Below are 13,666 nucleotides of genomic sequence, written 5' to 3'. Positions count from 1 at the left end.
CAGGCACAGCGGTTCAAGGCGAGGGGAAGAAGGCGGACACCCATGGGCGTGGAGACGGGCGAGCAGGGCGGCCCCGCGGCACCGGCACCGGTTCAGCCGGACGAGGAGGGGCAGTCGAAGGCCGTCAGGAACACGGCGATCGCGGCCGGCGGCGCGGGCTGTCTGCTGTTCCCGCTCGGTCTGGCCGGCGGTACCGTCATCGTCATCGTGTTCTGCGGGTTCGGCGTCCTGCTGGCCCCGCTGATCGCGGTCTACCTGCTCTTCCACAGCGTCTTCGGCGGCGGTGGCGGGGGCGGCGACGTGCCCGGCCCGAGCGACGCGAGCTCGGTGCTGGCTGTCTTCCAGGGGGACGGCCACGGCGACCTGGACACCTCCACGGTCCCCGAGGACCTGGTCGACCCCGTCCAGAAGGCCGGCCAACTGTGCGGCGCCATCGGGCCGATCGTGATCGCCTCACAGATCGAGAAGGCGTCCGGCTTCAACGCCTCCCTGGTCGGCCCCGACGGCAAGCAGGGCATCTCGCAGCTGCCGCCCGACATCTTCACCAAGTACGGCAAGGACGACGACGACAACGGCAAGACCTCCGCGCTGGACGCGAAGGACTCGATCATGGCGCAGGGCCGCTACATCTGCGCCATGGCCGACGAGGCCCAGAAGATGATCGACGCCAACGAGGCCACCGGCAGCGTCCTGGACCTCGCCCTCGCCGGCTACGACGTCGGGATGGACGCCGTCCGCGCCGCCAAGGGCGTGCCCAGGACCGCGGAGGCGCAGGGCTATGTCGCCGCCGTACGCGCCCAGTTCGCCAAGTACGCGGGGGTCGCCGCCATCCCGTCCGGCACGCCCATCCCCACCGGCATCCAGACCTCGCTGCCCACCGCCGTCCCCACCGAGTCCCTCACCCCCACTCCTTGAGGAGGAACACCATGGACCGCTACGAGGTGTACATCTCCGACGAGGGACTCGCCGCGATCGACGGTGAACCCCTCTTCCCCGCCCCGGGCCAGTCCCTGCACGAGGCCGTACTGGACCGGCTCCAGCGGTACGCCGCCGAACGCGCCGAGGCCGTCGAGGCGACGGTCAACGACAGCCCCGACACCAGCCACTTCGTCCTGGAGGTCTCCCCGGACGGCTCCAGCCGGGTCCTCGCCTCCGCGGGAACCCCGGAGTTCGAGGAGGGGACCGAGGACGAGCCGGACAAGGATCCCGAGGCCGGATCCCGGGCCGAATGCGGGCCGGCCGCCGAGCCGGGTTCTGAAACCGGGCTTCAAGCCGGGTCCGAGCCCGAGCCGGAGGGCAAGGCTCATGCCGGAGCCGGAGCCGGAGCCGGAGCCGGAGCCGGAGCCGGAGCCGAGGCTGAGGACGATCTCCGCGAGCTGGAGGAGGAGTTCGGCGCCGAGGCCGGAGACGGGCCCGAGCCGGAGTCCGACATCGCACCCCAGGACGGCTTCGCCGGCGCCGGCCCCGCCCGCCTGCCCAGGCGCGCCTCCCCCTTGAGCTCGGCCGTCGCGACCGCCGTCGCTCGTGCCACCGCCGCCGCGCGGGCGGCCGCCGAGGGCCGAACGGGGACCCCGAGCCGGGCGGATGACCACGGCCGAGAGGCCCTCGCGAGCCAGGTGACCGCCCCGAGCCCGGCCACCACCCCCTTGCCCACCGTGGCCACGGTGCCCACCGTCGTGCTTCCCGCCGACCTCGCCGGACCCGTCGGTCGTATCCACGCTCTCGCGTCCGTCGGCCGGCTGGACGAGGCGCACATTCTCGCGAACCGGCTGCGCGAGAGCCTCACCGAGGAGGCGGGTGCCGAGGATCCGCGCGCGGTGGAGGCGCGGGCGGTGGAGGCCTACATCGCCCACCTGCGCGGCGACCACCGGGAGGCCACCGTGCTGGCCCTGGCCGTGGCGAGGATCCGGTGCCGGGCGGGGGACCGGCGGGCGGCCGAGGAGGTGGCCCGGGCGGCCGCCGCCTGGCAGCGGATCGACGACGACCGCGCGGCCGTGGCGCACGGCCGCGAGTTGCTGCACATGTGGGACCGGTTGCACCGCCGCGGTCTGCTGGCGGTCGAGGACGCGGAACTCGCCGACCGGGTGCGTCGACGCGTCGACGCGTTGGAGGCCGCCTACGTCTGACCACGCCCCGGGCCCGCCTTTGACGCCCGCGACCTGCGCGTATATCGATCCGTCCACCGTGTGGACCGGTCGTCAATCGCCGTGTGGCCCGCTCGTCGAACGAATGTGCATCGCCCGTCGCAACACTCCGAGCTCCAGGCGGCCCCGCCCCCCGTCCACGGGCCGGGGCAGGCCGCCCCGAGGAGCAGGAGCACACCATGAACGTGACGGTCATCGGATCCGCGAGCGCGGTCTCCCCGCAGGAACGGGCGCTGCGGGACCTCTACCTGGAACACGGCCCGGCGCTCTACTCGTACGTGCTGCGCATGCTGGGGGGAGACACCCACCGCACCGAGGACATCCTCCAGGAGACCCTGCTGCGCTGCTGGAACAAGCAGACCCTCGCCGACAGCGAGGGCATGGCCGTACGGCCGTGGATGTTCCGGGTCGCCCGCAACCTCGTCATCGACGCGCACCGGACGAAAACAGCGCGGCCGACGGAGATCAGCGGCAACTCCTGGCTGAGCGACATGTGCGCCGAGGCGGACGACATCGAACGGATGCTGTCGTCGATCGTGGTGCAGGACGCCCTGCGCTCCCTGACGCCGGCCCATCGCGAGGCCCTGCGCGCGACCATCTTCGCGGACCGCACCACCCAGCAGGCGGCCGAGGCACTGGGCGTCCCGCAGGGCACGGTGAAGTCACGGGTCTACTACGCCCTGCGCAGTCTGAAGGCGGCGCTGGAGGAGAGCGGGGTGCGGTGAACGCCCGCGCCTCAGGCGGCCGGACCCCCCGGCGCCGCTTCGGCCGGCTCACCCAGCTCGCGCAGTTCGCGCCGTACCTCGTCCGCCTCCGCGTGGCCGAGTTCCTCCAGCAGGGCCAGCGCGGCCCGGCGTGCCGCGCGGGCCGCGTCGCGGTCGCCGGTGGCGAGACGGGCGTCGGCGAGGTGCCGCAGCACGTCGGATTCGAGGTAGCGGTCGCCGATCCCGTGGAACAGCCGCGCCGACCTCTCGAAGTGCCCGATGGCCTCCGCGTGGTGGGCGAGATGGTGCAGGGCGTAGCCGAGCGTGTCCTGCGTCGAGGCCTCGCCGTAGGGGTCGTTGAGCTCCTGGTAGAACAGGACGGCCTCCTCGCAGCGTTCGAGGGCCTTCTCGTGCTCTCCCAGCAGGATGTACGTCCACGCGACCTGGTTGAGCACACCGGCCTCGCCGCTGCGGTCGTCCTCGGCCCGGTACAGCTCGATGGCCCGCGTGTAGTGGTCGAGCGCGGCGGGGCGGCGGTCCGTCCGGTTGCACAGGTAGGCAAGGCCGCGGTGCACCCGGGCCTGGCCGCCGGCGTGGTCGGCGGACCGGAACAGTTCCAGCGCGTCCTCGAGATGACGCCGGGCCTGCGTGGCGTGGTTGAGCTGGGAGTGCGCGACGCCGAGCCCGCACAGCGAGTACGCCTCGCCGGTCACGGAGCCGAGCGTGCGGGCCGACCGCAGCGCCGCGCCGTTGATCTCCAGGAGGTCGTGCCAGTAGCCGAGCCGGTTGAAGTAGACGTCCAGGGCCGCCGCGGTACGCCACGCGTGTGTGTCGAAGCCGTGGGTGGCGGCGTGCGCGACGATCTCGCGCAGCACGTACCGCTCCGTGCGCAGCCAAGCGGTCGCTTCCGCCCGGTCGTTGAACCGTAGTGGCGTGGCGTCCGTTGTGCTCGCCGGGAGGGGGATGGTCTCCCGGAAGGGGTCGAGGACCATGGAGGCGTCGTGCGCGGTGAACAGGAAGTGATCGTGCATCCGCAGCAGCGCCGCCCGGCACACCTCCTCGCCGTCCTCGGCCTCGGTGAGCTCCGCCGCGTAGGCGCGCAGCAGGTCGTGGAAGACGTACCGGCCCGGGGCCCGTTCGATGAGCAGGCTCGCCCCGGTCAGCTCGGTCAGCGGGGTGCGGACCCGGCGGCGGGGCACGCCGGCCAGCGCGGCTGCCGCGGCGACGGTGATGTCCGGACCGGGGTGCAGGGCGAGCCGCCGGAAGAGACCGGCCGCCTCGGGCGACAGGGCGTGGTACGACCACGAGAACACGGCGCGGGCGTCGGTGCCGGCGTCGCCGCCGGCGAAGGCGTCCAGGCTGCCGTGGTCCTGGCGGAGCTCCTCGGCGATGCCGGCGAGCCGGAAACCGGGGTTGAGGGCGGCCCGCGCCGCCACGATCGACAGGGCCAGCGGCAGCCCGGCGCACAGGGCGACGATGGCCCGGGCGGCTTCCGGTTCGGCGTCGACACGGACGTCGCCCAGCCGCCGGGCGAGCAGTTCGAGGGATTCCTCGGCGGACAGTGGGTTCAGCGCGAGCGGATGGGCGCCGTGCCGGGCGACCAGGCCGCTGAGCCGGCTGCGGCTGGTGACGATGACGAGGCAGCCGGGGGCCGCGGGCAGCAGCGGCGTCACCTGCTCGCTGTCGGCGGCGTTGTCCAGCACGATCAGCACGCGCCGGTCGGCGAGGACACCGCGGTAGAGCGCGGCCCGCGCCTCCAGCTCCTCCGGGACCGCCTGCTGGGCGACGCCGAGCGCGACGAGGAACGTCTCGATCGCCTCGCCGGGGTTCATCCGCGAGCCGGACGGGTCGTAGCCGCGCAGGTTGACGTAGAGGTTGCCGTCGGGGAAGCGGTGGGCGATCCGGTGCGCCCAGTGCACGGCGAGGGTCGTCTTGCCCGCGCCGGCCATCCCGCTGATCAGGCCGATGACACTGGTCTGCGGACGCCCGCGGTCGGGCAGCAGCGCTGCGGCCCCGTCCAGTTGGGCGCGACGTCCGGTGAACGTCGGCAGATCGGTGGGCAGTTGGGAAGGCCGTACGGCACTCACAGGAAGGCCGGGACCGTCCTGCCCGTCCCGGGCCCCGTCCGCGCCCCCCGCGTCCACGAGCCCGTTCCCGCCGTCGCCGAAGGCCACTTCGCCCGGCCCACCTGCTGCGGTCGCCGCGCCGAAGCCGGCCCCCGGCGCACCGAACAGGTCGCCGGTCGCGGTGATCGGGCCGGCGAGGTGGCCGGCATCCGTCGCCGTACCGGAGAGGTCGCCGGGTGCCTGCCGCCGGGAGGGCGGTTCCGCCGAACCGTGGCCCTCTTCCGCGTGGAGCCCGGCACGCACGGCGAGCAGCGACGGGCCGGGTTCGATGCCGAGTTCGTCGACGAGGGTGCGCCGGGTGCGGTCGTACACGGCGAGGGCCTCCGCCCGCCGTCCGCTCCGGTACAGGGCGAGGACGAGGAGTTCACACAGCGCCTCCCGCAGGGGGTGCGCCTCGTACAGGGCGGTCAGTTCGGGCAGCACCCGGGCGTGCTGCCCGAGGTCGAGCTCGATGCGCAGCCGCGACTCCAGGGCGGCCAGCCGCCGTTCCTCCAACTGGCGTCGCTCGGCCTCGGCACGCGGTCCGGGCACCCCGGCCAGCGGGGTGCCCTGCCACAGATCCAGCGCGCCGCGCAGCAGTTCCACAGCGGCCGGAGCGTCGCCCTCGGCGTGCCGCGCCCCGGCCCGGGCGACGAGGCCCTCGAACCGGTCGAGGTCGCTGACGACGGTGTCGGTGCGCAGGGCGTACCCGTCGCCCAGGGACACCACGAGCCGCGGTGACCCGTCCGCGGGCCGGTCGGGTTCGAGGAGTCTGCGCAGCCGGGAGACATAGGTGCGCAGCACGGAGACGGCGGCCGTCGGCGGGTCGGTGCCCCATATCCCGTCCACCAGTTCGCCGACCCCGACCGCCCGGCCCCGGCGCAGCAGCAACAGCGCGAGGACGGCGCGCTGCTGAGGGGGGCCGAGCGTCAGCTCCGCCTCCTGCCGCCAGGCCCGCAGCGGGCCCAGCAGAGAGAACCGGAACGACACCATTGCACTTGTGTCCACGGCGGGGACAGTAGCCGCAGAAACCGTGGCTCGTACCTTCGAACAGCTATTCCCGGACAGGCGTCAGGACAGCGCCGCCCCGGACACCGCCGTGGCCGTCACCGTGTTGTCGCACTCGGCGAACACCCCGTCGTCCAGGGCGACCTGGTGGGAGCCGGCACCCGGCAGACCGATCACCATCGTCGGGTACGTCGTCGGTGTGGCGCCGGACTTGCAGTAACCGTCGGCCTCGCCCTGGACCTGGACGAAGGTCAGCTTGAGCCAGGCCTTGCCACCGGGGGCCAGCTTGACCTGGGTGGCCGTGCCGGTGGGCGTCACCTTCAGCGGGGCGTTGTGCTGCGGGGAGCCGTTGCCGGCACCGGCCACGGTGGGGTGGCCCTGCAGGACGCAGGTCTGCTTGGAGGTGTTGGTGAACTCGAAGACCGCCGCGCCGGTTCCGGTGCCGACGGGCCGGTTGGCGGCCTGGTGGGCGGTGACGTCCAGGGCGGTCGCCGCACAGGTCTTCGGCGCCGTACCCGAGGAGCCGGAGCCCGAACCGGAACCGGCACTGGAGTGGGAGGCGGGGGACGCGGTCGCGGGCGGCGTCGACGGGGCGGAGCTCGGAGCCGAGGAGGCCGGCGTCGAGGAGGAAGCGGACGCGGAGGCGCTGGGCGTGGGCGAGGAACCGCCGGTGCCGGACGCGGAGTCGCTCGGCTGGCAGGCGGTCACCGCCAGCGTCGCGGAGAGCGCGGCCACCGCCAGCGCGGCCTTGCGGACAGTGTTGACGTGATGCATGAGGTCCCCCGAGGTCGGTTCGCACGAGCCGGTCCCCGCCGGCTTTCGCCGAGGGAGACCGATCTCGGGCACCACGGGTTTCCCCTGTGCGTCACCTGTGACGCAGCGGTGACATAACGCAGGTCAGGCCGTCACCGCCGCCGCTTCCTCCTCCTTGGCGATGCCCACCGTCGCGTCCTCCTGGCCCTTGCCGCGCAGCGCGACCACGCTGAGCAGACAGCAGGCGAGAGCGGCGATGCCGCAGACGACGTACCCGATCGCGTAGCCGTTGCCGAGGGCCTCGAGGGCGATCGGCACGCCACCGCCCGGCGGGGACGCCGGGGGGACCGAGTTGGAGGCGAGCGGACCGCCCTCCGCCGCGACCTGCGCCGCCGCGGCCTTGGCCTGGGCGGACAGGTCGGAGGCGGCGAGCTTCCGGGTGAACTCGTCGGCGGCGCGGCTGAGCGCGATCGCGCCGATGACCGCCGGGCCGAGCGTGAAGCCGAAGTCGCGCAGCAGGCTGGTGGAGGCGCTGGCCATGCCCGCGTAGCGGACCTCGACCGTGTTGACGGCGGTCGCCGTGATCGAGGAGACGGTCAGCGCGAAACCGATGCCGACCAGGCCGATGGGGAGGATCAGCGAGGTCAGGGCGCGGTCGTGGACCGAGAGGGTGGCGGCGACGAAGTCGCCCGCAGCCATCAGACCGAGACCGGAGCCGAGTACCCAGCGCGCGCTGACCCGCTCCAGCAGCCGGGAGATCAGCGGCATCAGCAGCAGTGTCCAGGCGTTGAGGAGAATGAACGCGAACGAGCCGCGCAGCGGGCTCTGGTGCTGGATCGGACCGAGCCGGATGCTGGTGGCGTACGCGGTGCCGAGGTAGCTGAACATGCCGACCACCGCGACGAACGACGCCACCGCGAACGCCCTGTTGCGGAACAGGTCGAGGCGCAACAGCGGCGCGTCCGCGCGCAGTTCGGCCACGACGAACAGGCCGACGAACACCACGGCGACGACGTAGGCGATCACCACCGGTGTCGCGGTCCAGCCGTCCGCCGGGCCCTGGATCACCGCGTAGAGCAGGGCGAACATGCCGACGCCGATGGTGATCTGGCCGGCCAGGTCGAGTGAACGGCCCTCCGGAGCGCTGGAGTCGCGGGCGAAGAGCTGGCTGAGCAGCGTGCTGACCAGTGCCAGGCCGGTGACGACGATGAACGCCCAGCGCCAGGAACCGTAGTTGCCGGTGATGCCGCCGAGCACGGGGGCGACGAATCCGCCGCTGGAGAGGGCGGCGGCCCAGATGGTGATGGTGCGGGCCCGGTCCCGGGCCGAGTGCGTGCCGGCGGCGATCATCGCGAGGGACGTCGGGAACAGTGCCGCCGCGCCCAGGCCGGCGATGGCCTGTCCCACCCAGAGGACATGGATGCCGGTGCTGGCGGCGGCCAGCGCCTCGCCGAGCACGAGCAGTCCGCCGCCGCCGACCAGCAGCCGCTTGCGGCCGAACAGGTCGCCGAGCACGCCGAACGTCAGCTCCAGCACCGACACCGGCAGCAGGAACGCGTCCGAGATCCAGGTCAGCTGCGAGCCGACGGGGTGCAGGTCCTCCTGGAAGAGACCGTTGAGGGTGGCCGGCATGGCGAGGGCGATCTGGGCCAGGCAGACCGCGAAACAGCCGGCCACCAGCGTGCCGACGGGCAGTCCGCCGGACGCCGGTTCGGTGGCGGTGCTGCCGGGTTGGGTGCGGGTTTCGGTGGACACGTGGGGCTCCCCTTCGAGCGGAGGACGGGGACGGGCGGCGCCGGGAAACGCTGCGAATGTAGGCAGTTTTTCTGCACCGGTCAATGAGTTGCCCAATATCCGCGCACACGGCTGCCCGTGGGGGAAGCCCAGCGCTGTGTGTCCGAAGAAGGGACCCGCCCCTGGAGGGGGCTGCCGTGTTTGCCGTTCCGTCACTTCCGCCGGGCGGGCGCGGACGGTCCGAGGGAACGTGCCGTGACCCGCTCCAGGTGCCGGGTGAAGACCTCGCGGGTGTCCGGGGTGAGCGTGCGCAGGGCCACCAGTGCCGTGATCACCACGTCGCACAGCTCACCCTGGACGTCCTCCCAGGTGTGGGTCACGCCCTTGCGGGGGTTCTGGCCGGTCACCCCGATCACGGCCTGGGCGACCTCGCCGACCTCCTCGGAGAGTTTGAGGATGCGCAGGAGGAGACCCTCCCCGCCGTCGTGCGCGCGGTCGCCGTCCAGCCAGGTCCACAGGGCGTCGACGGAGGACCAGAGGTCGGGGGAGGAGGGGGAGCAGGTACCGGAGGAGGCGGGCTGATCGGTCATGGGACCCACCTTCCCAAAGAAGGGTCACTCCCCGGACAGCGACTCCTGGGAGTCGAACCCTGCCGCCGCCTCGTCCTGCTCCGGCTTGCGCAGCCGCCGGTTCCGCGCGCCCACGACCATCGCCGTGACCGCCGCCGTCGCGCCGAGTGCCGCCGGCACCATCCAGCCGCGGTCGAGGGCGTGGCCGAGGGCGTGGTCGAGGGAGAGCCGGCCGGGTCCGGTGACCGCCAGGCCGGTGGCGGCCAGACCCAGGGTGGCCGCGTACTCGTAGCCGCCCTCCTGGTTGAAGAAGCCGTTCGGGGCGTGCACCGCGGCCGCTCCCGCCATCGCGCCGGCCGCCGCCGCACCGGCCGCGGGCGTCGCCAGGCCCAGTGCCAGCAGTGTGCCGCCGCCCGCCTCCGCCAGGCCCGCCGCCGTCGCGCTCGCCCGGCCCGGCGCGTAACCGACGGACTCCATGAACTGGCCCGTCCCCTCGATGCCGTGGCCGCCGAACCAGCCCAGCAGCTTCTGCGCGCCGTGCGCCGCCAGCACACCCCCGGCCCCCAGCCGGAGCAGCAGCAGGCCCACATCACGCCGGTCGAAAGCAGTCACGATGACTCCCGGGAAGAACAGGAACGGACAACGGTGGCAGACACGGGGCGGCCCTTGCACGTATCCACCGCAGCAGACACAGGAAAGTCCCCTCCGCGTATCCACCGTCGCACCGCCGGCACCCGGCGGACTTCCGCGCGCCGCCGTTCCGGTGGCGGCGGCAGGGGAGCGGTGTGAGTCTGGCTGGCATGACGATTCAGCCGGCAAAACTCAGCGACCCGGTCGTGCGTGCCTTCGTCACCGCCGTCAACGCCCACGACCGCGACGCGTTCATGGCCCTGCTCACCGACGACGCGACCATGTCGGACGACGGCTCCGACCGCGACCTCGGTGACTGGATCGACCGGGAGATCTTCTCCTCCAACGGTCACCTGGACGTCGACAACGAGTCCAGGGGCGGCCGGGCACTGGTCGCCCACTACCGCAACGACGCCTGGGGCGAGATGCGCACCCGCTGGAGTTTCGACGTCACCGACGACGGCAGGATCGCCCGGTTCGAGACCGGGCAGGTGTGACGCGTCCGGTGAAAGGGCTTGCCCTGGGGTGCACTCCAAGTCCTACCGTCTGTGTCCATGGAGACCAAGAGGACTTTGGGACGCAGCGGGATAGAGGTCAGCGCCCTCGGCTTCGGCTGCTGGGCGATCGGCGGTGAGTGGTCCGACCCGGACGGCCGGCCTCTCGGCTGGGGAAAGGTCGACGACGAGGAGTCCGTACGCGCGGTCCGCCGCGCCCTCGACCTCGGGGTGACCTTCTTCGACACGGCCGATGTGTACGGCACCGGGCACAGCGAGCGCGTGCTGGGCCGGGCGCTCGGCAAGCGGCGCGCGGACGTGGTCCTCGCCACCAAGTGGGGCAACCTCTTCGACGAGAGCACCCGCGCTCTCAAGGGCGCGGACGTCTCGGCGGAGTACGTCCGCGAGGCGCTCACCGCCTCGCTCGCCCGTCTCGGCACCGACTACGTGGACCTGTACCAGCTCCACATCTCCGACGCCCACCCCGAACAGGGCGGCCGACTCCGCGACGCCTGCGAGGAGTTGGTACAGGAGGGGCTGATCCGCGCCTACGCCTGGAGCACCGACGACCCCGCCCGCGCCGCCGTCTTCGCCGAAGGCGCCCACTGCACCGCCGTACAGCACGCGCTGAACGTGTTCCAGGACGCTCCCGAGATGCTCGCCCTGTGCGAGGAGACGGGCCTGGCGAGCATCGACCGCAGCCCCCTGGCGATGGGGTTGCTGGCGGGCAGGCGTCAGGGCGAGCTGCAGGCGGGCGACATCCGCAGCAGGCCGCCGGCCTGGCTGCCGGGTTTCGAGGAGGGCTCGGGGGCCGCGTCCGACTGGCTCTCCCGCGTCGACGCCATGAGGGAGATCCTCACCAGCGACGGCCGTACGCTCGCCCAGGGCGCCCTCGGCTGGATCTGGGCCCGCAGTCCCCGCACGGTTCCCATCCCCGGCTTCCGTTCGGTCGCCCAGGCCGAGCAGAACGCCGGCGCCATCGCCAAGGGGCCGCTCACCGCGGGCCAGTTGACCGAGATCGACCGGATCCTGGGCAGGTGAGCGGCCCCGACGGGCCCGCTGGACAGGGTCAGTGGGCGACCTGACCGTCGTACGCCCCCACGCCGTGCGGCTGTTGCTCCGTCAGCGTCAGCGACCCCGCCTTGATGGTGGCCAGGCGCGGGGCGCGGCGGGCGATGGAGGAGTCGTGGGTGACCATGACGAACGTCAGTCCGTGCTCGCGCCACAGCCCCTCCAGCAGGGCCATGATGTCGTCGCGGGTGCCCTCGTCCAGGTTGCCGGTGGGCTCGTCGGCCAGCAGCACCTTCGGCTTCTTCACCAGCGCGCGGGCGATGGCGACGCGCTGCTGCTGGCCGCCGGACATCTCCGACGGGGCATGGCCGAGCCGCTCGCCGAGACCGACCGAGCGCAGCGCCTCGGCGGCGCGCTCCCGGCGCTCGGCGGGCTTAACGCCCAGCGGCACCAGGGCCGTCTCGACGTTCTCCTGCGCGGTCAGCGTCGGGATGAGGTTGAACGACTGGAAGATGATGCCGATGTTCTCGGCGCGCACCCGGGTCAGCTTGGTCTCGCTGATGCGGGCCAGGTCGACGCCGTCCAGCTCGACACTGCCCTCGGTCGGCCGGTCCAGGCCGCCGATCATCTGCAGCAGTGTGGACTTGCCGCCGCCGGTGGGGCCCTGGATGACGAGCTGGTCGCCGTCGGCGATGGTCAGGTCGACGCCGCGCAGCGCCTCCACCGTCTCCTTGCCCCGCGTGTAGCGCTTGGTGACGCCGGTGAGTCTGTACATGGAGTTCTCCACAGGAAGGTATGGGGTGGGGCGCCGCCTCCCGGGGGGATGTAGGGAGGCGGCGCCCCGGTTCGGGGGCGGGGTGTTACGAGACGCTGCGCAGGGCGTCCGCCGGGCGCATGCGGGAGGCGCGCCAGCCGCCCATCGCGCCGGCGATCAGGCCGCCGGTGACCGCCAGACCCACCGCGAGCGCGATGGTGGTCAGGGAGACCGGGGCGGACAGGGCGATCTCCATGGTGCTGGAGGCCGACTGCTGACCGGGGCCGCCGCCGGGACCGCCGCCGGGCCCGCCCATGCCGCCACCGCTGCTGCCGAGCTGCGCGGTCAGCTTCGGGCTGATCGCGGTGACCGCGTAGGCGGCGGCGAGGCCGAGCGCGATGCCGAGGCCGCCGCCGATCAGGCCGTTGACCATGGACTCGCCGACGACCTGCCGGGTCACCTTGCGGCTCGGCCAGCCCAGCGCCTTCAGGGTGCCGAACTCACGCACCCGGCGGGAGACCGCGGACGAGGTCAGCAGCGCCGCCACCAGGAACGCCGCGGCCAGCACCGCGATCGACAGCCACTTGCCGACGCTGGTGGCCAGGTTGGAGGCGGTGGACAGGGAGCCGGAGACGGTGGACGCGAGGTCGGCGGAGGTGGTGACCGTCGTACCGGAGATGTTGGACTGGATCGCCTTCTTCACGGCCGAGATCCGCTGGGAGTCGGTCGCCTTGACGTAGATCGTGGTGACCTTGTTCTTCGCGTCGCCCAGCGTCTGCGCCTGCTTGAGCGGGACGAAGACGTCGGTGGTCGACTCGCTGCTGTCGGGCGTCGCGATGCCGATGACCGTGAACTTGGTGCCGGAGATCTTGAAGGTCGAACCGACCTTGTACTTCTTGGTCTTGGCGTAGGACTTGCTGACCACGGCGACCTTCGCGTTCGTCTGCGCGGAGGTGAAGGTCCTGCCCGAGGTGATCTTGGAGGTGGCGAGCGGGCCCAGGTCCTGGTTCGTGATGTCGATGCCGGCCACGGAGTAGGAGTTGACGCTGAAGTTCGCGCCGCCGCCCTGGACCTGCGGCTGACCGCCGCCGCTGCTCGTGCCGCCGCCCGGGCCGCCCTGCTGCTGGGAGCCCGAGGAGGACGACGTGGAGGACTTGGCCTTGCCCTGGGTGAAGGAGCCGTCGACCTTGGTGACGTTCAGCGTGAGGGCGCCGACCGCGCTCGCCACGCCCTTCTGCGCGCCCACTTTGCTGACCAGCGAGGACGACAGAGCCTGACCGCCCTGAGTCATCACCCGGTCCGAACTCTGCTTGTTGCTGCTGCTCGACTTCGCGTCGAACTTGAAGTTCGGGCCCTGCGAGCTGCCCGCCTTGGGGGCCGACTGCGCCTTGGTCACGGTCATGTCCGTGCCGAGGCCGTAAAGCGACTTGAGGACCTTGTCCTGTGCCTGCGTCATACCGGCCGACACCGAGTTGACGGTGATGACCAGCGCGATACCGAGCGCCAGACCCAGTGCGATGACCAGGGCCGCCTTCTTTCTGCGGCCCAGTTCGCGCTTGAGATAGATGCCAAACATCCCGTTCCTCGAAGGTTCTTGGCGCCCGCTGTGGGCGCTGCCACAAGCTAGGGAGAAACCTTTGAGTCGGACTGAGTAAAGGGTGTGTCACAGCTGAGAAAACGGGGTATGCCTTCAAATTTTCGTAAGACAGCCAATTCCTACGCAGGAGAGGGGCTACTGCCAGGAAACCCCAGTTGAGTGG

12 protein-coding genes are annotated in these 13,666 nt (G+C 72.3%); 5 read left to right on the top strand and 7 right to left on the bottom strand.

All coding sequences use genetic code 11. The annotated features are described in order from the left end of the window. Positions 1-42 precede the first annotated feature (42 nt). The 3 genes from FBY22_RS32705 to FBY22_RS32695 all read left to right on the top strand — a co-directional run bounded on the left by FBY22_RS32705 (position 43) and on the right by FBY22_RS32695 (position 2,869). Entirely contained in the window at positions 43-915 is an 873-nt protein-coding gene (locus tag FBY22_RS32705) for a lytic transglycosylase domain-containing protein (RefSeq protein ID WP_260845227.1), read from the top strand. Between the two features lie 11 nt (positions 916-926). Next, positions 927-2,126: a hypothetical protein gene (locus FBY22_RS32700; RefSeq protein WP_142151586.1), complete on the top strand. Its 1,200-nt coding sequence runs from the start codon at positions 927-929 to the stop codon at positions 2,124-2,126. A 197-nt stretch (positions 2,127-2,323) separates the two neighbouring features. Continuing rightward, positions 2,324-2,869 (top strand): sigma-70 family RNA polymerase sigma factor, encoded by a 546-nt coding sequence (locus tag FBY22_RS32695; RefSeq protein ID WP_142151585.1) that lies wholly within the window; start codon positions 2,324-2,326, stop codon positions 2,867-2,869. 11 nt (positions 2,870-2,880) lie between these two features. Here the strand turns inward: FBY22_RS32695 and FBY22_RS32690 are convergent, their stop codons facing one another. The 5 genes from FBY22_RS32690 to FBY22_RS32665 all read right to left on the bottom strand — a co-directional run bounded on the left by FBY22_RS32690 (position 2,881) and on the right by FBY22_RS32665 (position 9,629). Continuing rightward, positions 2,881-5,961 (bottom strand): BTAD domain-containing putative transcriptional regulator, encoded by a 3,081-nt coding sequence (locus tag FBY22_RS32690; protein WP_260845226.1) that lies wholly within the window; start codon positions 5,959-5,961, stop codon positions 2,881-2,883. Positions 5,962-6,024: 63 nt separating this feature from the next. Beyond that, on the bottom strand, positions 6,025-6,735 hold the full coding sequence (locus FBY22_RS32680; RefSeq protein ID WP_142151584.1) for a DUF4232 domain-containing protein: 711 nt from the start codon (positions 6,733-6,735) through the stop codon (positions 6,025-6,027). A 123-nt stretch (positions 6,736-6,858) separates the two neighbouring features. Next, positions 6,859-8,469 carry an MFS transporter gene (locus tag FBY22_RS32675; protein ID WP_142151583.1) on the bottom strand — a complete coding sequence of 537 codons (1,611 nt, stop codon included), beginning with the start codon at positions 8,467-8,469 and terminating at the stop codon, positions 6,859-6,861. Positions 8,470-8,660: 191 nt separating this feature from the next. Continuing rightward, positions 8,661-9,038, bottom strand: a complete 378-nt coding sequence (locus FBY22_RS32670; protein ID WP_142151582.1) for a MazG-like family protein — start codon at positions 9,036-9,038, stop codon at positions 8,661-8,663. A 24-nt stretch (positions 9,039-9,062) separates the two neighbouring features. After that, entirely contained in the window at positions 9,063-9,629 is a 567-nt protein-coding gene (locus FBY22_RS32665; RefSeq protein ID WP_142151581.1) for a DoxX family protein, read from the bottom strand. A gap of 188 nt (positions 9,630-9,817) precedes the next feature. On the opposite strand from FBY22_RS32665, the gene FBY22_RS32660 reads away from it, so the two are divergent. Continuing rightward, a complete protein-coding gene (locus FBY22_RS32660) occupies positions 9,818-10,144 on the top strand; it encodes a nuclear transport factor 2 family protein (RefSeq protein ID WP_142151580.1) in 327 nt (108 codons plus the stop codon). Positions 10,145-10,201: 57 nt separating this feature from the next. Continuing rightward, entirely contained in the window at positions 10,202-11,182 is a 981-nt protein-coding gene (locus tag FBY22_RS32655) for an aldo/keto reductase (RefSeq protein ID WP_142151579.1), read from the top strand. Between the two features lie 28 nt (positions 11,183-11,210). Here the strand turns inward: FBY22_RS32655 and FBY22_RS32650 are convergent, their stop codons facing one another. After that, positions 11,211-11,927 (bottom strand): ABC transporter ATP-binding protein, encoded by a 717-nt coding sequence (locus tag FBY22_RS32650; protein WP_142151578.1) that lies wholly within the window; start codon positions 11,925-11,927, stop codon positions 11,211-11,213. Positions 11,928-12,012: 85 nt separating this feature from the next. Then, entirely contained in the window at positions 12,013-13,482 is a 1,470-nt protein-coding gene (locus tag FBY22_RS32645) for an ABC transporter permease (RefSeq protein ID WP_142151577.1), read from the bottom strand. Positions 13,483-13,666 lie beyond the last annotated feature (184 nt).

Origin of the sequence: Streptomyces sp. SLBN-31, from assembly GCF_006715395.1 — a bacterium.
Lineage (GTDB): Bacteria > Actinomycetota > Actinomycetes > Streptomycetales > Streptomycetaceae > Streptomyces.
The sequence above is the reverse complement of the archived record's forward strand: the minus strand, read 5'-3'. Positions and strand labels throughout refer to the sequence as shown.

What these genes read in the sequence shown, in the direction of transcription:
- FBY22_RS32705 (WP_260845227.1), top strand. Translation starts at nt 43, where the DNA reads ATGGGCGTGGAGACGGGCGAGCAGGGCGGCCCCGCGGCACCGGCACCG.
- FBY22_RS32700 (WP_142151586.1), top strand. Translation starts at nt 927, where the DNA reads ATGGACCGCTACGAGGTGTACATCTCCGACGAGGGACTCGCCGCGATC.
- FBY22_RS32695 (WP_142151585.1), top strand. Translation starts at nt 2,324, where the DNA reads ATGAACGTGACGGTCATCGGATCCGCGAGCGCGGTCTCCCCGCAGGAA.
- FBY22_RS32680 (WP_142151584.1), bottom strand. Translation starts at nt 6,735, where the DNA reads ATGCATCACGTCAACACTGTCCGCAAGGCCGCGCTGGCGGTGGCCGCG.
- FBY22_RS32670 (WP_142151582.1), bottom strand. Translation starts at nt 9,038, where the DNA reads ATGACCGATCAGCCCGCCTCCTCCGGTACCTGCTCCCCCTCCTCCCCC.
- FBY22_RS32660 (WP_142151580.1), top strand. Translation starts at nt 9,818, where the DNA reads ATGACGATTCAGCCGGCAAAACTCAGCGACCCGGTCGTGCGTGCCTTC.
- FBY22_RS32655 (WP_142151579.1), top strand. Translation starts at nt 10,202, where the DNA reads ATGGAGACCAAGAGGACTTTGGGACGCAGCGGGATAGAGGTCAGCGCC.
- FBY22_RS32650 (WP_142151578.1), bottom strand. Translation starts at nt 11,927, where the DNA reads ATGTACAGACTCACCGGCGTCACCAAGCGCTACACGCGGGGCAAGGAG.
- FBY22_RS32645 (WP_142151577.1), bottom strand. Translation starts at nt 13,482, where the DNA reads ATGTTTGGCATCTATCTCAAGCGCGAACTGGGCCGCAGAAAGAAGGCG.